The following is a 17361-nucleotide window of genomic DNA, read 5'->3' as shown; positions in this document are numbered from 1 at the left end:
GGGCCCGGGGAGCCGGGGGCCGGGACGAGCCCGGGGAGCCACCTTTCGGTTGAGCGGGAGTACATCTTTTGATGCACTCCGAGATCGTCAGTGACGACGATGGCCCGGCGGGCTTCTGCGGAGATGCTGGTACCAGTCGAGTCGGCCGCGTGTCGAAGGGCCGCTTTGGAAGGCTGGTTGCCCCGTGATCGTCACCCTGATCATCATCTGCGAGATCGGCTTCTGGGTTCTGCTCGCCGGAGGACTCTGCCTGCGGTACCTGGCCCGGATGCCCCGGCTGGGTGTCGCCGTGCTGTTGTGCGAGCCGCTGCTGGAGATCGTCCTCCTGGTGGTCACCGCGCTCGACCTGAGGCGCGGCGCGGAGCCTGACTGGAAACACGGCCTGGCCGCCGTCTACATAGGCTTCAGCGTCGCCTACGGCCACTATCTGATCCGCTGGGCCGACGGCCACTTCGCGCACCGCTTCCTCGGCGGCCCACGTCCGGTCAAGCCGCCGCGGTACGGCTGGCCGCGTGCGGTGCACGAGTGGAAGATGGCCGCCCGGAGCGTGCTCGGCGCGGGAATAGCCGTCGCGCTCCTCCAACTCGCGGCGTGGTACGTCGGCAACGCGGCGCAAGCTGAGTCTCTACGTGAGTGGCAGGCGCGCATGGGAATCGTGGTGGTGATCTCACTCATCATCGCGGCGAGTTACACGATCTGGCCAAAGCAGGTGCCGGCCGACGCGCCGACCGTCGACGCGCCGACCTCTGACGCGTCGACCGCCGTGCCGGCCGACGACTCCGATGCCGCCGGTCAGCGGTTCTCGCCGGGCACCCAGAGCACGTCACCGGACTCCTTGTTCGCGGCCCGGGCCAGGATGAACAACAGGTCCGACAGTCGGTTCAGATAGGTGGCGGTCAGCGGGTTCATCGTCTCGCCGTGCTCCTCCAGCGCGTGCCAGGTGCTGCGCTCGGCCCGCCGGACCACCGTGCATGCCTGGTGCAGCAGCGCCGCCCCGGGGGTGCCGCCGGGCAGGATGAAGCTGCGCAGCTTCTCCAACTCGGCGTTGAACCGGTCGCAGTCGGCCTCCAACCGGTCGACGTAGCTCTGCTCCACGCGCAGCTGCGGGTACTCCGGGTTCTCCACCACCGGCGTGGCCAGATCCGCGCCGACGTCGAAGAGGTCGTTCTGCACCCGCACCAGGACGGTCCGGATCTCCTCCGCCAGGTTGCCCAGGGCGAGCGCGGTGCCGATGACGGCGTTCGACTCGTTCGCGTCGGCGTAGGCCGCGATACGGGAGTCCGTCTTGGCGGTGCGGCTCATGTCGCCGAGCGCGGTGGTACCGCTGTCGCCGGTGCGAGTGTAGATGCGTGTCAGATTGACCATGAGGCGAGCCTACGACCCGCTGCCGGCCCGCGGCGGTTCGCGGGTGCTCGCCGTTGCCCGCCCGGCGCCGCCGCCGGGTCGGCGAGGTGGTCCGCCGAGGGCGCCACGCGCCCCTTCCGCGCCCGCCAACTGGCCCCGAGGACCCCGAAAGTGTGATGTCCATCTGGTGAGACGTGACGCGCATCTCTTCGCCCCCCACCGGTCGCTCACGGGCGCTAAGGTCCGCCTGAGAGCGCACACTCATCCATTCCAGCGAGGGGAAGAACGTGGCCAAGAAGCTCGCCGTCATCGGAGCCGGACTCATGGGGTCCGGTATCGCCCAGGTCTCCGCCCAGGCGGGATGGGACGTCGTCCTGCGCGACGTCACCGATGAGGCGTTGGCCCGGGGGCGGAACGGTATCGAGGCGTCCTACAAGAAGTTCGTCGAGAAGGGCAAGCTCGAAGCGGACGCCGCCGAGGCCGCGCTCGGCCGGATCACCACCACCACCGACCTGGACGCCGTTGCGGACGCGGACGTCGTGGTGGAGGCCGTGTTCGAGAAGCTGGAGGTCAAGCAGGAGATCTTCCGCGCGCTCGACGGCCTGGTGAAGGACGACGCGGTCCTCGCCTCCAACACCTCCGCGATCCCGATCACCAAGATCGCCGCGGCCACGCAGCGCCCGGAGAACGTGGTAGGCGCCCACTTCTTCTCCCCGGTGCCGATGATGAAGCTCTGTGAGCTGGTACGCGGCCTCAAGACGAGTGACAAGACCCTCGAAGCGGCCAAGGAGTTCGCCGAGGGCGTCGGCAAGACCTGCATCGTCGTCAACCGCGACGTCGCCGGCTTTGTCACCACCCGGCTGATCACCGCCCTGGTCGTCGAGGCGGCGAAGCTGCACGAGTCCGGCGTCGCCAGCGCGGAGGACATCGACGTCGCCTGCAAGCTCGGCTTCGGCCACGCCATGGGCCCGCTCGCCACAGCCGACCTGACCGGCGTGGACATCCTGCTGCACGCGGCGAACAACATCTACACCGAGTCGCAGGACGAGAAGTTCGCCGCACCCGAGCTGATGCGTCGCATGGTGGACGCCGGGGACCTCGGCCGCAAGAGCGGCGAGGGCTTCTACCGCTACTGACCCCACCGGAAAGAGCAGCCGAGGGTGCCCGCGCCGACGCCCGGCAGCGGGCACCCCGGGCACACCCTGAGCCGAACAGCCGGTGAGATCCGTTCACTCGCGAGGGTGAACTCGGTATCGGTTCGAGCACGGACGGCAACTTCCCGTCCTGAGGGACGGTCAGTTGTGATGAGACATAAGGACACGAAGGTTCATCCGAGGTAGCCGCACAGGGAGCGCGTTATGCACATCAAGGGCGACCACGCCGAGCTGGTCGTCGGGGGCCGCCTCGACGTCCGCAGCGCAGCGGACGCCCGCACCACACTGCACCGTGCGCTCGACACCGGCGAGGGGGACCTGGTACTCGACCTCGCCGGGCTGGACTCCTGGGACGCGACCGGCCTCGGCGTGATCATGGGAGCGCACCGCAGGGCCGGCCGCTGCGGCCGCCGCCTGGTACTGCGAGCCGTGCCCCCGCAGATGCAGCGCCTCCTCGTGGCCACCCGGCTCCACCGCATCCTCGCGATCGAGGGGGAAACCCTCACAAAGCCGTGACGATTGTGTCCACGGGGCGGGGGTGGGCTGCGGCGGAGGTGAACAGCGGTCTAGGGTGCGCATGACCTGTCGCACAGGCGGACCACACAGCTCGCCACGTTCTGGGGGTTTTGAACCATGGACCCGACGCACCGGGGGCCGCAGGGCCGGGAAGGCCGGGACAGCGGGGCGCTGGCGAGAACCGTGCAGTTGGTCGCGGCCGACTACCTCGTGACCGTCAACCCCGTCGACGGCAGCGAGATAGAGATATGCCCTCCCACCTCGCTCCCCGAGCCGCCGAAGCGACGTGGCACCGAAGCCCGCGAGGCCCGGCAGCGCGCCGCCGAGCCGGTCCCGCCCGCCGGTGAGGCGGCGCTGGAGCTGCCTCTCCTGGAGCGCAAGGAGGAGCGCAAGCGCCTCGTCGCGCTGCTCGCGCAGGGACGCTCGGTGCGGCTCGTCGGCCGCCCGGGCTCCGGCCGGACGGCCCTGCTCAACGCCGTCGCCGCCGACTGCGCGGAGCTCGCGCCCGACGGCGTCCTCCGACTGAGCGGACATCGGCGCACCCCGACCGACCTGCTCCACGAGATGTTCGCCGCGGTCCACGACGCCCCCTATCACCGGCTCGGCCGCGCGGAGCTGCTGGAGGCGGTGGCCCGGATCGGCGCGGTGGTGGTGCTGGACGACGCCCAGTTCGGTGGATCGGCGCTGGAAGAGCTGCTGCTCGCCACCCCCGAGTGCGCCTTCCTCATCTCCGCCACCCCCGACGCCGCGCCGCCCGCGGACCAGCCCGCGGACCAGACGGCCCTCGTCGAGGTGCCGCTGGAGGGCCTGAGCCGCACGGCCTGCATGGAACTGCTCGCCCTCGCCGCCCGACGGCCGCTGAGCGAGGAGGAGACCGAGTGGGCCGCCGACCTGTGGTTCGAGTCCGAGGGGCTGCCGCTGCGGTTCCTCCAGGCCGGTGCCCTGCTGCGGCACCGTGACCGGCTGCGCGCCCCGTCCGGCACGACCTCCCAGGCCGCCGGCCCGGACGGCTCCGGCCCGGACGACACCGCACCGGGCGGCTCCGACCCCGCCGACGCCGTCCCGTCCCGTGCCAGGTCCGCGGACCCGTTCTCCGGCGACGGCCGGACCGGGCAGGACACACGGCCCGCCGACACCGCCCTCCACTCCCTTCCGGACGACCGCGCGGGCGAGGCCCCGTCGTCCGACGATTCCGCCGCCTCCGACGAGTCCGCCGCCTTCGACCGCACCGACGCCGACACCGGTACCGACGCCGGTTCCGACGCCGACACCGACGGCGGCGCCGACACCGACGCGGCGGCGCCCGCGCTGCCACCGCTGTCCGTGTCGATCTCCCCGGCGCAGGTCGCGGCCACCCTGAGTCCGCTGGCGCTGGAGACCCTGCGGTTCGCGCTGGCCCTCGGCGGCGAGTTGCCCCACCAGGCCCACCTTCCGGCCCTGGTGGACGATCCACGCGCGGACACCGGCCTCGCCGAGCTCGCCGCCGCCGGTCTCGCCACCGCGACCGGCGCCTGCTACCGACTCTCCGGCGGCGTGGCCGGGCAGCTCGTCGCCGCCCGCACCATCGGGGACCGGACGGGCGAGCTGCCGGACTTCACCGACGAGCGGGAGAACGCCGACCGCGCGCTGCGGGCCGCCCAGCACTACGCGTGGTGGGCGGGCCATCCGTCCGTCACGGCCGAGCGGGTGGCCGGCGAGTCCGGCGCCGTGCTGTCCGCGATACAGGGTGCGAAGAAGGCCGGCCATCCGAGTACGGCCGCGCTGCTGGCGCACACCGCCTCACCGGTCTTCGCCGCCTCCCTGCTGTGGTCGGCGTGGGAGAGCGCGCTGCGGGGTGGCCAGGAGGCCGCCCGGCTGGCCGGGGAGGTCGCCGAAGAGGCGTACTTCCACCACGAGTTGGGTGTGCTCGCACTCTGTCTGGGGAACGTCGAGCGGGCCAGGGCCGAGCTGGAGGCGTCCATCGGCCTCCGTGGCGCGCTGGCCGACAAGCGCGGCGCGGTGGCCGGCCGTCGCGCGCTGGCCCTGGTGGAGGACCGGGCCGTCCAGTCCACCTCCGCCGCGCTACCGCCGGAACCGCAGCTGCCGGGGGCCGCCGTACGCCCCGAGACTCCGGCGGCCGGCACGCGCCGGGTGACCGCTCTCCAGGGCTCCCCGCCGCCCGGCGGCCCGGTGGCGCAGTCGTCGGCCGCCGACGCGTCGGCCGAGCGGCGGCGCCGTTGGCCGGTGGTGGGAACCGCCCGTCGCAACATGGCGGCGGCCGGCGCGGGCGTCCTGCTCGCGGTGGTCCTCGGCACGGTGATGACGCTCGGCAACACCTCGGGCAAGGACGCCCCGACGGGTGACGTCCGGCCGAGCACGTCGACGTCCAGCGACGAACAGCCCTTCCCCTCCAACGTCGTGGAGCGCGAGAAGAACTCGCAGGCGCCTACGCCCGTCGAGCCCGGCCGTCCGGTGGCGCCCGCCGAGACCACGCCGAGCCCGTCGCCCTCGGGTACCGAGCAGGGCGGGACGGAACAGCCCACTTCCGAGCCCGACACGCCCACCGTCGAGCCTTCCGAGCCCACCGGGCGGCCCACGGACCCGGGCGAGCCCACCCGGACGCCCACCACGCCGCCGACCGAGTCGGAGAAGCCGACGCCGACCCCGACGCCGACTCCCACCGAGACGGACGATCCGGAGCCGGACCCGGAGCCGAGCGCGAGCTTCACGTCCTCCTCGCCGCCGACCACGCCCACGGCGTCGGCCTCGGCGACGGAGGGCACCTTCGTCGCCGCCTGACGCGCACGGCCGCCGGAGCCGTCAGAAGAGCCGGAGCTTGTCGTCCTCGATGCCGCGCAGGGCGTTGTAGTCGAGGGTCACACAGCTGATGCCGCGGTCGGTGGCCAGCACCCGGGCCTGCGGCTTGATCTCCTGCGCCGCGAACACCCCCTTGACGGGCGCCAGGTGGGGGTCGCGGTTCAGCAGGTCGAGGTAGCGGGTCAGCTGTTCCACGCCGTCGATCTCGCCGCGCCGCTTGATCTCCACGGCGACCGTCGCGCCCTCGTGGTCGCGGCCGAGGATGTCCACCGGCCCGATGGCCGTCGGGTACTCACGCCGGATGAGCGACCAGCCCTCGCCAAGGGTCTCCATGCGGTCCGCGAGCAGTTCCTGGAGGTGGGCTTCCACGCCGTCCTTGATCAGCCCGGGGTCCACGCCCAGTTCGTGGGAGGAGTCGTGCAGGATCTCCTCCATCGTGATGATCAGCTTTTCGCCCCCCTTGTTGACGACGGTCCACACGCCGTCCTCGCCCTCCTTGAGGGTGCACGGTGGCGACATCCAGTTGAGGGGCTTGTAGGCGCGGTCGTCCGCGTGGATCGACACCGAGCCGTCCGCCTTGACCAGGATCAGTCTGGGCGCGGCGGGAAGGTGTGCGGTGAGGCGGCCGGCGTAGTCCACGGAGCAGCGGGCGATGACAAGACGCATGGTCGGCCACGCTACTTGACGTAGGGGTGTCCGCGCGATTCGCCCCTGCTTCTCCCCGTTCGAAGGTGGCCGGTTGTGTGCGCAACCGTATGGTCGGTTGCCCGTTCCGGACTTACGGTAGGTAGTGGAGGTGTCGCCGAACGAAGCGAGTCGCGCATGTCACGCGTGCGGCGCCGCCTCCTGCCCCGTCCGTGAGGCCCCGCACCAGCGGGGCCGCGAGAGGAGAACCCCATGTCGCTCGACGTCTCACCGGCCCTACTCGAACAGGCCGAGCGAGGCGAGGTTGACGAAGGCGAGTTCGTCGACTGCGTCAAGAACTCCCTCCCGTACGCCTGGGAGATGGTCAGCAACCTGGTCGCCCGACTCCAGGTCGACGGTGGCGAGTTCGCCGACAACCAGACGCCTCCGCCGAACGAGCAGGCCCGCGGCCAGCTGCTCCGGGCCCTGGCGAGTGACGCCATCAGGGGTGCGCTGGAGCGGCACTTCGGGGTGCGCCTCGCCTTCCAGAACTGCCACCGGGTCGCGGTGTTCCCGCTGGACGCCTCGGCCGACGACAGGCTCGCCCGCTTCACCTCCATACGCGGCCAGCTGCTCAACCAGTCACCGGAGCTGCGGGACTGCTGACATCTCCCCGGAGACGGCCGCCGAAGCCCGGGGCCGTCGGACACCTCCGGGACCGCCGTCCGGGAACGTCAGCTCCCGGACCTTCCGAACCGCGTGCCGGTGTGGCTGCCGCTCTCCCCGCCAGCGAGCAGCGGCAGCACCTCCTGCCCGAGCCGGTGCACGTTCGCCTCGGTCGCCGCGAGGTCGCCGGAACCCTCCACCAGGAGCGCGAAGTGCCTGATCCCGGTGCGCTCGGCGGTCGCGTCGAGACGTTCCGCGCAGAGACCGGGAGGCCCGACCGGATGCAGTGAGCACAACAGGTCGGTGTAGGCGACCGGGTCGCGCATCTGCCGCTGCCGCCCGTCGACCGTGACGTGCGCCCCCAGCCCGAGCCGGAACCAGCCCGGCATCGCCTTGGCCAACACCTCCACGGCCTCCTCCCTGCTGTCCGCGACCTGCACGACACCGGCCGAGACATGCGGTGCGCGCGCCACGGCCTCGTGCGGGTGCCCGGCGGCCGCGGCCTCCCGCCGCCACAGCGCCACCATCTCGGCCTTCTCCGCGTCCCCGCAGTGCATGCCGAGCAGCATGGGCAGTCCGCGCGCGGCGGCGAGCCGGACGGAGGAGGGCGAGGTGCAGGCCACGACCACGGGCGGGGCGGGCGGCAGTCCGGACTCCAGGGCCTCGTCCGCGCGCGGTACGACGGCCACCTCGCGGAACCGGTAGTGTCGCCCCTCGGCGCCGACACGCGGTTCCCGAAGCCAGCGCAGCAGCAGGTCCAGCGACTCGGGGAAGCCCTCCTCGTAGGCGGCGAGTCCGCCGCCGAAGACCTCCAGGTCCACCCACGGCCCGCCGCGGCCGACGCCGAGTGTGAACCGGCCGCCCGAGGCCAGGTGCAGCATCGCGGCCTGCTCGCCGAGCGCCACGGGATGCGCGGTGGGGAGCACACTCACCGCCGTGCCGATCCGCAGCCGCTCGGTGCGGCCCAACAGGAAGGCGGCCAACGTGGCGGCGGACGGACAGGTCCCGTACGGCACGAAGTGGTGTTCGGCGAGCCACGCCGAGTCCAGGCCGGCCCGCTCGGCGGCCTCCACCGCGCGCACCGCCCGGTGCAGCGCCTCGGCGTGCCCCTGTCCGGGAAACTGGCCGGCCAGCACAAACGCCCCAACAAACATCGCCCCTCCTGACCCGCCGACACCGCGGTTCTCCTACGGCACTAACGCCTGACACGTGCCAAGGGCACGGCCTGCGCGGGGATTCTTCCGATCATCAACAGCGAGGTGGACCCGCGGGCGCCCCGGGCCGCTGTGCCGAGCCGTCGGTGAGGGTGAACCGGGGGCCGACCGCGCGCCGGCGTGCGAGGCGACCCCCTACCCTTGACGGGAACCGTCACCGGCCGGAGCGCCGCCGGCCCCGACCGTGTAGAGGTGTCCTGTGTCTCCCCGCCGCAACCGTCCGCGTTCCCACGCCAAGTCGGGCCCGGAGGCCGAGGTGGGCGAACGCTACGGCCTCCAGCAGTCGGAAAGCTGGCTGGGCGAGCGGTGGTCGGTGCGGCACATCAGCGGCGCCGCCGCGGTCAAGCACTACCGCTGCCCCGGCTGCGACCAGGAGATCCCGCCTGGCGTGCCGCACGTGGTGGCGTGGCCGGAGCACGGCGACGGGGACGACCGCCGGCACTGGCACAAGGCCTGCTGGAAGGCGCGGGACCGCCGGGCGGCCAGGACCCAGCGCTCCCGCCAGGCACCCCGCTACTAGGGTCTGTCCGGCGGATCGGAGCGCCGTCGCGGTGTCTGGCACCCGCGCTCGCCGCTCTCCAGCCTCCGGCCGGGGGGGGTACCCCCACCGCGTCGACTCCCTCCTCCGCCTGGGGTACCTCCCGGCCGAAGGCTGGGGGAGATCGCAGGCACCGGACGCCGCTCCTTCTCCCACTCCCATCCGCCGGACAGGCCCTAAGCGCCGGAGGGCGGGTCGGGGGCCCCGGCGAGGGCGTTCTGGGCTGTCCGCGACCACCGGCCCCACCGCGCGTCGTGCCGGGCGGCACGCGCTGTGGCCCGCTGTCGTCGGCGGGAGCCCTCACGGTAGAAGCGGCGTGCCCACACCGAGTCGGGTCGAGCCAACCGCAGCGCCGCCACCCAGGCCAGGAGTGGAAAGACGGCCCCCACCACGCCGAGCACGAACTTTCCCTTGGTACAGGCGATCACGACAAGAAGGAAGTTCGCCAGGACGACGGCGACGGTTGTCCATCGCAGACCTGCCTCGTCCGGGTCTACGTCGTCGACGCCGAACGGGACCGCGCCGAGTACCACCAGGCCCACCACCGCGGTGGTGAGGAGAACGATCTCCACGGACAGGCGTCCCTGGTCGCTCCAGTAGACGTCCGAGAGGTGGAGCACCAGCGCGAACTCGTCCAGCACCAGCCCGATACCGACACCGAACAGCATGGCCGCGGCGGCCTTGCCCCACCCCTGTCCCTGGGCGGCCACCGCTCCGAAGCCGCCCACGGTGGCGAGGAGGATTCCGGGAACGACGTGATGCACATGGAGCCCCCCTGGGCTCACGTCGCGGAAGGGGCCCTTCCCCGCCCGGATCAGCCGGGTGACCGTCCGGGTGGCCACAAACGTGAGGACAAACGCCAGCAGGCACATGAGGAGCGGCAGCTTCCCCGGTTCCACGACGTTCCGCTGCCACCAGTCGATCACGAAGCCTCACGCTCTCCCCGCCGCCATCGTTCGCCTGGGGACTCCAGGGCGGTGAACAGCAGCGATTATCGCCAGAGCGGTGGCCACCAGGGCGACAGGCCCGCCGCGCCTCACCCGATCGACGCCCGGCCGGAGTCACGCACCGCCCGTCAGGCGTCTCTGGACCTCAGCGTCGCGTATCCGGCCGCGAGCGCGGCGGCGACCCAGAGGACCATGATCAGCAGGCCGCCCCACGGGCCGTACGCGCGGTCGATCCCGCCGAACTCGCCCATGTCGCCGGCCGCCATGATGGCCGCCCCGGCCTGGTCGGGAAGGAACTGGGCCACGTCCTGGACGTGCGGCACGATGCTGAGGATTCCGGACACCAGGAAGAACAGCGGGATGAGGACACCGAAGGAGAGCATCGGCGTCCTCAGCAGCCAGGCCACACCCATGGACAGCGCGGCCATCAGCGCCAGGTAGACGCCCGCGCCGACCACCGCACGCAGGACGCCCGGCTCGCCGATGGAGGCGTTCAGTTCGCTGCCGAGCGCGAGCTGGCCGAGGAAGAAGGAGACAAACGCGGTCACCAGGCCCACCGCCAGCGCCACTCCGACGGCGACGATCGCCTTGGCGCCCATGAACAGGCCGCGTTGGGGAACGGCCGCCAGCGATGCGCGGATCATGCCGGAGCTGTACTCGGAGGTCACCACGAGCACGCCGAAGCAGATCACCGCCAGCTGCCCCATGCCGATGCCGCCGAAGCTCGTGAACGTGGGGTCGAAGACGCCTCGGTCCTCGGCGGGGATGAGGAACCGGATGAGCAGGCAGAGCCCGACACCGATCACCACGGTGAGGAGGAAGGTGAGGGCGAGTGTCCAGACGGTCGACCGCACGGTCTTGATCTTGGTCCACTCCGAACTGAGCACCCGTGTCAGCTGGGCCATCGGTTCAGATCCCTTCCTTCTTCGAGACGTCGACGGACCCGGCCGGTTCCGCTACCTGTGGTGGTTGCCGCCAGTCGGGGCCGGGCGGAGGCGCCCAGCCGGCGCCGGCGGCGGTGCCGGGGGCCGCCTGGTACTGGACGGTCTGCGCGGTCAGCCGCATGAAGGCCTCCTCCAGTGAGGCCTGCTGCGGGCTCAGCTCGTGCAGGACCACACCGTCGGCGGCGACGAGTTCGCCGATCGTCGCGGCGTCCGCGCCCTCGGCCTCAAGAGTGCCGTCGGGCCCGTCGACGAGGTGGACGCCGCCGGCGGTCAGTACGTCCCGCAGCCGCTCCGGCTCGGGTGTCCGCACCCGTACGTAGCTGCGGGAGTTCTGGTTGATGAAGTCGGCCATCGACATGTCGGCGAGCAGCTGCCCCCTGCCGATCACCACGAGGTGGTCGGCGGTCAGCGCCATCTCGCTCATGAGGTGGCTGGAGACGAAGACCGTACGGCCCTCGGCGGCCAGCTGCTTCATCAGGTTGCGGATCCAGTGGATGCCCTCGGGGTCCAGCCCGTTGACCGGCTCGTCGAACATCAGGATCCGGGGGTCACCGAGCAGCGCGGCGGCGATGCCCAGGCGTTGGCCCATGCCCAGGGAGAAGCCGCTGGGCCGCTTCCTGGCCACCTGGGTGAGACCGACGAGGCCCAGGACCTCGTCCACCCGGTGTTCCGGGATGCCGTTGGACTTCGCCAGCCACAGCAGGTGGTGGTAGGCCGTCCGCCCGCCCTGCACGGACCTGGCCTCCAGCAGCGCGCCCACCTTGGTGAGCGGTTCCTTCAACCTGGCGTAGTGCGTGCCGTCGACAAGCACGTTCCCCGACGTCGGCCGGTCCAGCCCCATGATCATCCGCATGGTGGTGGACTTGCCGGCGCCGTTCGGGCCGAGGAAACCGGTGACGACGCCCGGCCGAACGGTGAAGGTGAGGCGGTCCACGGCGGTCGTCGAACCGTATCGCTTGGTCAACCCCGTGAGCTCGATCATAGGACGGACGCTAACCGACACCCCAGGTCGCGGGCCAACCGGAAGGTCACGTTCCGGCATGGAAGCGGCGACGGGCGCCCGGCACCCGTGGAAGGGTGTCGGACGCCCGTCGCCGTGCTGCCGGAGTGCTGTCCGGCCCTGTCGGAGTCTGGACTCCGTCATGCCGGGCGGTCGGGGTACCCGTCGGGGCCGCCTCGCGCCTCAGCGGGACTGCTGGGCCGGCACGCCCTTGCTCAGACCCTCGTCGTCGTCGACGGGCTGGCCGGCGGCCGCCACGGCGGCACCGGTCAGCGTGGCCAGCATCTCGCGGACGTTGGTCAGCTGGGCGTTGATGCTGTCCCGACGGTTCGTCAGCGCCGCCAGCTCGCGCTCGGACTCGCTGCGGGCGCGGTCGGCCTTGGCGTTGGCGTCGGCGACGATGTCCTCGGCCTGGCGCTGGGCGGTCTCCACCGTCTGGCGGGCGCGGCGCTCGGCGTCGGTGCGCAGCTTCTCGGCCTCCAGGCGCAGCTGCTCCGCCCGGTGCTCGATCTCGGCCAGCCGCTTCTCCGCCTTGGCCTGACGGGAGGCCAGGTCGCGCTCGGACTGCTCACGCCGCTTGGCGAGGTTGGTCTCGAAGTCGGCGGCGGCCTGCGCGGCCTTGGCGCGGGTGTCCTCGAAGAGCGCGTCGGCCTCCTCGCGCTTGGACTGGGCGTCCTTCTCCGCGTCGGAACGGAGCGAGGCGGCGTCGCCCTTCGCCTTCTCGACGATCCGGACGCCCTCCTCCTCGGCCTTCGCCTTCCGCTCGGCGGCGTAGTTCTCGGCGTCCTCGCGGACCTGCTGGGCGGCGTTCTCGGCGAGTTCGCGGTGCTGCTCGGCGGCCCGGCGGGCCTCCTCGCGCAGGTCCTTCGCCTCCTCCTCGGCGAGGCGGAGGATCTTCTCCACCCGTGCGCCGAGGCCGGCGTAGGAGGGTTCGGCGTCGTTGACCTGCGCCTGGGCGTTCTGCGTCTCCAGGTGGAGTTCTTCGATTCGCTTCTCGAGCGAGGTGATGCGGGCGAGGGCGTTGTCGCGGTCGGAGATCAGCTTCGAGATGCGCTCGTCGACCTGCTGGCGGTCGTAGCCGCGCCGCACCTGCTCGAAACCGTACGGGGAGGAAGTGTCGCTCATGGGGATCCTGTCGAAAAGAGACCGGTGAGGTTATAGGGGGAATCCTTGCGGGCCCGTCCCCGCTCCTCGGGGGAGCGGTACACCGTAGTGCCCCTGCCGGTGGCGTCGCCTCGTCACGCCGCCCCGAGCGCGGTCGTGCGCCCGCCGCTCGACCGGGAGTCCGTCGGGAGGAGGATCGAGGCGCGGGGCGGTGTCACTCATTGGGGTTCCTGTCGGACGAGACCATTGCGGTGCTGGGCAGAATCCTAGGGGGAGATACGGCGTGTCATCGAGCGGATGCCCGTTTGATGTGGAGAATGTGCCCTCTTTCGAGTGGCTAGTTCCGTGACTTCTTGCCGCCCGAACGGGTAACACCCGCTCCCGCCCCGGCGGTCAACGCGGTGCCGTCCGAGTCGTCCGAATCGCCCTTTCGGCTGGATCCGGTCGACTGGTCCTGGTCCTCCCTGTCGTCCCGGCGGTCGTCCCGGCGGTCGCCCTTGCCGTTCCGCGCGCCCTTGCCGTTCCGGTCGGCACCACCCGGCGCCTCGAACGACTCCAACGCCTCCAGCACGTCCTGGACACGGGAGATCTCCGCGTTGATGTCCTCCCGGCGACGCACCAGCAGGTCCAGGTCCCGCTGGCCGTCCTCCCGCATCCGCTCCGCCTCGCTCTCCGCCTCGGCGCGCGTGCGCTCGGCCTCCCGGACCGCCTGGGAACGGCGCTGCTCGGCCTCCTTGATCAGGGTCTCGGCCTTCTTCACGGCCGCGATCCTGACCTTGCTGGCCTCGGAGTTGGCGTCGGACAGCTGCTTCTCCGCCTTTTCGGCGGCCTCCGACAGTTCCTTCTCGGCCATTTCCCGTGCCTCGGCGAGCTGTTCCTCGGCGGCCTTCACCAGCGCGTCGCAGCGCTCCCCGGCGGCCTTCATCGCCTCGGCGGCCTCCTTGCGGGCCCGCCCGTGCAGCTCTTCCATCTCCGACTCGGTGCGCTCGCGCAGCTCCTCCGCGCGTTCGCGTATGGCGGTGGCGTCCCGACGCGCCTCCTCCAGCATGGTGTTGGAGTCCTCGCGGGCACGCTCGACCAGCGCGGTGCTCTCCGCACGGGCCTCCCGCTCGATCCGCTCGGCCTCGCCGCGGGCGGCACCGACCATCGAGTCGGCCTGCTCCTCGGCCTTGGCCGCGAGCCGGACGGCCTCCGCCTGAGCGGTGGTCACCAACTCCTCGGCCTCGGTGCGTGCGGAGGTCAGTGTCTCCTCGGCCTCGGTGCGCGCGGAGGTCAGTGTCTCCTCGGCCTCGGTGCGCGCGGAGGTCAGCGTCTCCTCGGCCTCGGTGCGCGCGGAGGTCAGCGTCTCCTCGGCCTCGGTGCGCGCGGAGGTCAGCGTCTCCTCGGCCTCCGTGCGCGCCGAGGTGACCAGTTCCTCGGCCTCGGCGCGGGCCGTGCCGACCAGTTCCTCGGCCTCGGTGCGGGCGGCGCGAAGCAGCTTGTCGGCCTCCTCCTGGGCGCCGCCCACCAGCGTGTCCGCCTTCTCGGCGGCCTCCGCCAGCTTCCGCGCGGCGTCCGACCTGGCCTCGTCCCGGATGCGGTCGGACTCGGCGCGGCTGCGGTCCGACTCGGACTGTGCGCTCTCGCGCAGCCGCGCGGCCTCCGCGATGGCCTCGGTGACCGTGCGTTCCGCGAGGGCCCGGCCCGCCTCGGCCTCCTCCTCGGCCTCCCGGCGGATGGTGGCGGCGGCGTGCTCGGCGGCCGAGCGCAGCCCGGCGACCTCCTCCTCCGCCTCCTCGCGCAGCCCGGCGACCGACTCCCGGACCCCGGTGGCGTGCTCCTCGGCGGAGGAGACCAGTTCGTCGGCGCGCCGCTCGGCCTCCTCGGTGAGCCGGGCGGCCTCCGCCTGTGCCTCCTCGATGCGGCGCCGCGCCGAGGACAGCAACTCCTCGCTCTGCTCCCGTGCCTGGGAGCGTTCGCGGTGCGCCTCCTCGCGGGCGTCGGCGAGCAGGTCGTCGGCCTCCCGGCGGCGCCGGCTCGCCTCCTCCTGGGCGGCGGTCAGCGTCTCGGCGGCCTCGGTGGCGGCGCGTTCGGCGGCGGCCGCGGCCTCCGCGCGGGTACGGTCGGCGGCTTCCTGGGCCTCGGCGCGCAGGCGTTCGGCGTCCACCGCGGCCTCACCGCGCAGCCGTACGGCGACGGCCTCGCCCTCGGCGCGGGCCGCGGAGGCGTCCGCGGCGGCTTCGGTGCGCAGCCGTTCGGCGTCCTGCGAGGCCTGCTCGTGCAGGGTGCGGACCCGCTCGGCGGCCTCCGTGCGCTGCCGCTCGATCTCGTTCCTGGCCTCTTCGCGCAGCTGCTCCGCCTCGGTACGGGCGTCGCGCAGGGCCTCTTCGGCCGCGGAGACCTTCGTCTCCGCCTCGGCGCGCAGAGCGGCCAGTTCCTCGGCTGCGGCGGTCCTGGCCTGCTCGGCCTGCTCCTCCGCCTCGGCGCGCAGCCGGCGGGCGGCTTCCTCGGCCTCGGCGCGCAGCGTCTCGGCGGCCTCGGCAGCGGCGGTCCGCAGCTCTTCGGCCTCCGTCCGGGCGCGTTCCAGGGCCTCCGCGGACTGGCGCCGCAGGCTGGTGGCGCGCTCGATGGCCTCGGTCCGGACCCTTTCGCCCTCGCTCGTGGCGGAGTTGCGGGTCTCCTCGGCGTCGGCCTTGGCCTGTCCGAGCAGTTCCTCGGTCTGGCGCGCGGCCTCCTCGATCTGCTGGAGGGCGTCCTTGCGGGCCTCGCCGCGGATGCGCTCGCCCTCCTCGACGGCCTCGGCCCGCAGCTGCTCGGCCTCGCCGCGCAACCGCCGTGCCTCCTCCTGGAGTTCGACGGTCTTGGCGCGGTAGTCCTTGGTGTCCGCCTGGGCGGCTCCCTTGAGCTGCTCGGCGGTGTCGTGAGCCTCGGCGCGCAGCCGGTCGGACTCCTGCTCGGCCTCCTTGCGGATGCGCTCGGCCTCCTCGGCCGCGCCGCGGGTGGTGGCCTGCGCCTCCTCTGAGGCCTTGCTCAGGATCTCCTCGGCCTTGCGCGCGGCGTCGGCGAGCTGGGCGGCGGACTCCTCGGCGGTGCGGGCCCGGCCCGTCTCCCGGGCTTCCGCCAGCAGCCGGTCGGCTTCGGCGCGGGCGTCCTCCAGCAGCTGCTCGGCCTCCGAGCGCAGCCCGTCGGCCTCCTTGGTGGCCTCGCCGACCATGCGGGCGACCTCGGCCTTGGCTGTGCGCACGCGCTGCTCGGCGTCGGACTCGACGTCCGCGATCCGCTTGGCCGCGCTGCTGCCGGCCTCCTCGACCAGCTTGTCGGCCTCGGCGCGGGCCTCGCGCAGGGCGCGTTCCGCCTCCTGTATGCGCTCCTCGGCCCGCCTGCTGAGAAGGGCGGCCTCCTGGCGGGAGTTCTCGCTCTCGGCAGTGGCGGTGCTGCGCAGCCGCTCGGCGTGGTCGGTGGCCTCCTTGGCCTGTGAGGAGGCCGCGCCCAGCAGGCGTTCGGCTTCGGCGCGGGCACGCCGGAGCAGGCCGTCGGCCTCCGCCCGGGCCGTCTCGGTGTCGGCCGCCACCCGCTGCCGGGCCTGTTCCGCCAGTCGCTGCGCCTCGGCGCGGGCGGCGGCCAGCGACTGTTCGGCCTCGGCGCGGCTCTCCTCCAGCAGCCGGCGGGCCTGCGCCTCGGTGCGGGCGCGCAGCTGCTCGGCCCAGGCGACGTTCTCGTTGACGTGGGACTCGACGGTGGCGCGGCGCTCGGCGAGCTCCTGGTCGAGCTGCTGGCGGCGGCGCACCGCCTCGGTGTGCAGCTCGGACTCCATGCGGGCGCGGGCCTCGGCCTGCTCCTGCTGGAGCCGCTGGGTCTGGGCGCGGACCTCGCGCAGCTCGCGCTCGGCGTCCGCGCGCATCTGCTCGGCCTGCAACTGGGCGTTGCGCAGCAGCTGCTCGGCCTGCCCGGAGAGGTCGTCGTAGCCGGACGGGCGCGCGGCGAGGCCGCGGCGCGCCTCGTGCAGTTTGGCGCGCAGCACTTCGACCTGGTAGCCGAGGTCGTCGGCGTGGTCGACGGCCTTGTCCCGCTCCTTCTTCAGCCGCTCCATCTCGGCCTCGAAACGCGAGAGGTGGTCGTCAGCCTCGTAGCGGTCGTAGCCCCGCACCGTGCGGTCCCATCCGTCCCCTGGTTGACAAGGTGTGTGAACTGATCGTTTCCCGGAGGGGATCCTCCGGGTGTCCCAGGAACTCGGTACGTCCCGGGGGATGTTCCACGGAGCATCCCCGAGGGGGCGTCCCGAGGAACCCGAAGAACCTGAGGGAAATGGTGTCAGATCATCGGCGGGACGTGGAACGGGCCCAGGACCTGATCGCCGCCGCTCGCCGCGCCGGCCACTCTACCGATGTTCCGGGCGAACGGTCGTGTCGCCGGGCGTTACGCCCGTCAGTGGTGACCATGGGTAGTCGTCGGGGCGGTGGTGGTCACGCCCGGTGGTCGGGGTGGGAGTCGGACGCTGGTCGGCCGGGGCCGGCTCGGGCCCCGGGGTGCGGCCC

Annotated in this window: 13 protein-coding genes and 1 pseudogene; 6 read left to right on the top strand and 8 right to left on the bottom strand. The window is 72.6% G+C overall.

Going from position 1 to position 17361, the window contains the following annotated elements; genetic code table 11:
- Positions 1 to 184: 184 nt before the first annotated feature.
- Positions 185 to 742 (top strand): annotated as a pseudogene (locus FNX44_RS11980) (hypothetical protein); the annotation flags it as partial.
- Positions 743 to 792: 50 nt separating this feature from the next.
- On the opposite strand, the gene FNX44_RS11975 reads toward FNX44_RS11980, so the two are convergent.
- Positions 793 to 1365, bottom strand: coding sequence for a cob(I)yrinic acid a,c-diamide adenosyltransferase (locus FNX44_RS11975; RefSeq protein ID WP_143648038.1), 573 nt, complete (start codon positions 1363 to 1365; stop codon positions 793 to 795).
- A 266-nt stretch (positions 1366 to 1631) separates the two neighbouring features.
- Here FNX44_RS11975 and FNX44_RS11970 point away from each other — a divergent pair, with 266 nt between their 5' ends.
- The 3 genes from FNX44_RS11970 to FNX44_RS11960 all read left to right on the top strand — a co-directional run bounded on the left by FNX44_RS11970 (position 1632) and on the right by FNX44_RS11960 (position 5792).
- Complete coding sequence (locus FNX44_RS11970; protein WP_143648037.1) at positions 1632 to 2480, top strand: 3-hydroxyacyl-CoA dehydrogenase family protein; 849 nt, start codon at positions 1632 to 1634, stop codon at positions 2478 to 2480.
- 222 nt (positions 2481 to 2702) lie between these two features.
- A complete protein-coding gene (locus FNX44_RS11965; protein ID WP_143648036.1) occupies positions 2703 to 3014 on the top strand; it encodes an STAS domain-containing protein in 312 nt (103 codons plus the stop codon).
- Between the two features lie 117 nt (positions 3015 to 3131).
- Positions 3132 to 5792, top strand: a complete 2661-nt coding sequence (locus tag FNX44_RS11960) for an ATP-binding protein (protein WP_143648035.1) — start codon at positions 3132 to 3134, stop codon at positions 5790 to 5792.
- A 21-nt stretch (positions 5793 to 5813) separates the two neighbouring features.
- On the opposite strand, the gene nucS is transcribed toward FNX44_RS11960, so the two are convergent.
- Positions 5814 to 6476 carry an endonuclease NucS gene (gene nucS / locus FNX44_RS11955; RefSeq protein ID WP_143648034.1) on the bottom strand — a complete coding sequence of 221 codons (663 nt, stop codon included), beginning with the start codon at positions 6474 to 6476 and terminating at the stop codon, positions 5814 to 5816.
- Between the two features lie 231 nt (positions 6477 to 6707).
- On the opposite strand from nucS, the gene FNX44_RS11950 reads away from it, so the two are divergent.
- Positions 6708 to 7100: an SCO5389 family protein gene (locus FNX44_RS11950; RefSeq protein ID WP_143648033.1), complete on the top strand. Its 393-nt coding sequence runs from the start codon at positions 6708 to 6710 to the stop codon at positions 7098 to 7100.
- Between the two features lie 68 nt (positions 7101 to 7168).
- On the opposite strand, the gene FNX44_RS11945 is transcribed toward FNX44_RS11950, so the two are convergent.
- Positions 7169 to 8254: an LLM class flavin-dependent oxidoreductase gene (locus FNX44_RS11945; RefSeq protein ID WP_143648032.1), complete on the bottom strand. Its 1086-nt coding sequence runs from the start codon at positions 8252 to 8254 to the stop codon at positions 7169 to 7171.
- 259 nt (positions 8255 to 8513) lie between these two features.
- Between FNX44_RS11945 and FNX44_RS11940 the strand changes: the two genes are divergently transcribed.
- A complete protein-coding gene (locus FNX44_RS11940; protein WP_143648031.1) occupies positions 8514 to 8834 on the top strand; it encodes an Rv1322 family protein in 321 nt (106 codons plus the stop codon).
- Between the two features lie 194 nt (positions 8835 to 9028).
- Here the strand turns inward: FNX44_RS11940 and FNX44_RS11935 are convergent, their stop codons facing one another.
- The 5 genes from FNX44_RS11935 to scy form a co-directional block, all read right to left on the bottom strand.
- Positions 9029 to 9724 (bottom strand): hypothetical protein, encoded by a 696-nt coding sequence (locus FNX44_RS11935; protein WP_153507175.1) that lies wholly within the window; start codon positions 9722 to 9724, stop codon positions 9029 to 9031.
- Between the two features lie 203 nt (positions 9725 to 9927).
- Positions 9928 to 10704: an ABC transporter permease gene (locus FNX44_RS11930; protein ID WP_143648029.1), complete on the bottom strand. Its 777-nt coding sequence runs from the start codon at positions 10702 to 10704 to the stop codon at positions 9928 to 9930.
- Positions 10705 to 10708: 4 nt separating this feature from the next.
- The gene (locus FNX44_RS11925) at positions 10709 to 11725 is read right to left on the bottom strand and encodes an ABC transporter ATP-binding protein (RefSeq protein ID WP_143648028.1); all 1017 of its coding nucleotides are present in this window, start codon (positions 11723 to 11725) and stop codon (positions 10709 to 10711) included.
- A gap of 201 nt (positions 11726 to 11926) precedes the next feature.
- Complete coding sequence (locus tag FNX44_RS11920; protein WP_143648027.1) at positions 11927 to 12868, bottom strand: coiled-coil domain-containing protein; 942 nt, start codon at positions 12866 to 12868, stop codon at positions 11927 to 11929.
- A gap of 316 nt (positions 12869 to 13184) precedes the next feature.
- Complete coding sequence (gene scy / locus FNX44_RS11915) at positions 13185 to 16973, bottom strand: polarized growth protein Scy (protein ID WP_153507174.1); 3789 nt, start codon at positions 16971 to 16973, stop codon at positions 13185 to 13187.
- Between the last annotated feature and the right edge of the window lie 388 nt (positions 16974 to 17361).

The organism is Streptomyces alkaliterrae (assembly GCF_007097205.2).
Lineage (GTDB): Bacteria > Actinomycetota > Actinomycetes > Streptomycetales > Streptomycetaceae > Streptomyces > Streptomyces alkaliterrae.
The sequence above is the reverse complement of the archived record's forward strand: the minus strand, read 5'-3'. Positions and strand labels throughout refer to the sequence as shown.

What these genes read in the sequence shown, in the direction of transcription:
- FNX44_RS11975 (WP_143648038.1), bottom strand. Translation starts at nt 1,365, where the DNA reads ATGGTCAATCTGACACGCATCTACACTCGCACCGGCGACAGCGGTACC.
- FNX44_RS11965 (WP_143648036.1), top strand. Translation starts at nt 2,703, where the DNA reads ATGCACATCAAGGGCGACCACGCCGAGCTGGTCGTCGGGGGCCGCCTC.
- FNX44_RS11960 (WP_143648035.1), top strand. Translation starts at nt 3,132, where the DNA reads ATGGACCCGACGCACCGGGGGCCGCAGGGCCGGGAAGGCCGGGACAGC.
- nucS (WP_143648034.1), bottom strand. Translation starts at nt 6,476, where the DNA reads ATGCGTCTTGTCATCGCCCGCTGCTCCGTGGACTACGCCGGCCGCCTC.
- FNX44_RS11950 (WP_143648033.1), top strand. Translation starts at nt 6,708, where the DNA reads ATGTCGCTCGACGTCTCACCGGCCCTACTCGAACAGGCCGAGCGAGGC.
- FNX44_RS11945 (WP_143648032.1), bottom strand. Translation starts at nt 8,254, where the DNA reads ATGTTTGTTGGGGCGTTTGTGCTGGCCGGCCAGTTTCCCGGACAGGGG.
- FNX44_RS11935 (WP_153507175.1), bottom strand. Translation starts at nt 9,724, where the DNA reads ATGTGCCTGCTGGCGTTTGTCCTCACGTTTGTGGCCACCCGGACGGTC.
- FNX44_RS11930 (WP_143648029.1), bottom strand. Translation starts at nt 10,704, where the DNA reads ATGGCCCAGCTGACACGGGTGCTCAGTTCGGAGTGGACCAAGATCAAG.
- FNX44_RS11925 (WP_143648028.1), bottom strand. Translation starts at nt 11,725, where the DNA reads ATGATCGAGCTCACGGGGTTGACCAAGCGATACGGTTCGACGACCGCC.
- FNX44_RS11920 (WP_143648027.1), bottom strand. Translation starts at nt 12,868, where the DNA reads ATGAGCGACACTTCCTCCCCGTACGGTTTCGAGCAGGTGCGGCGCGGC.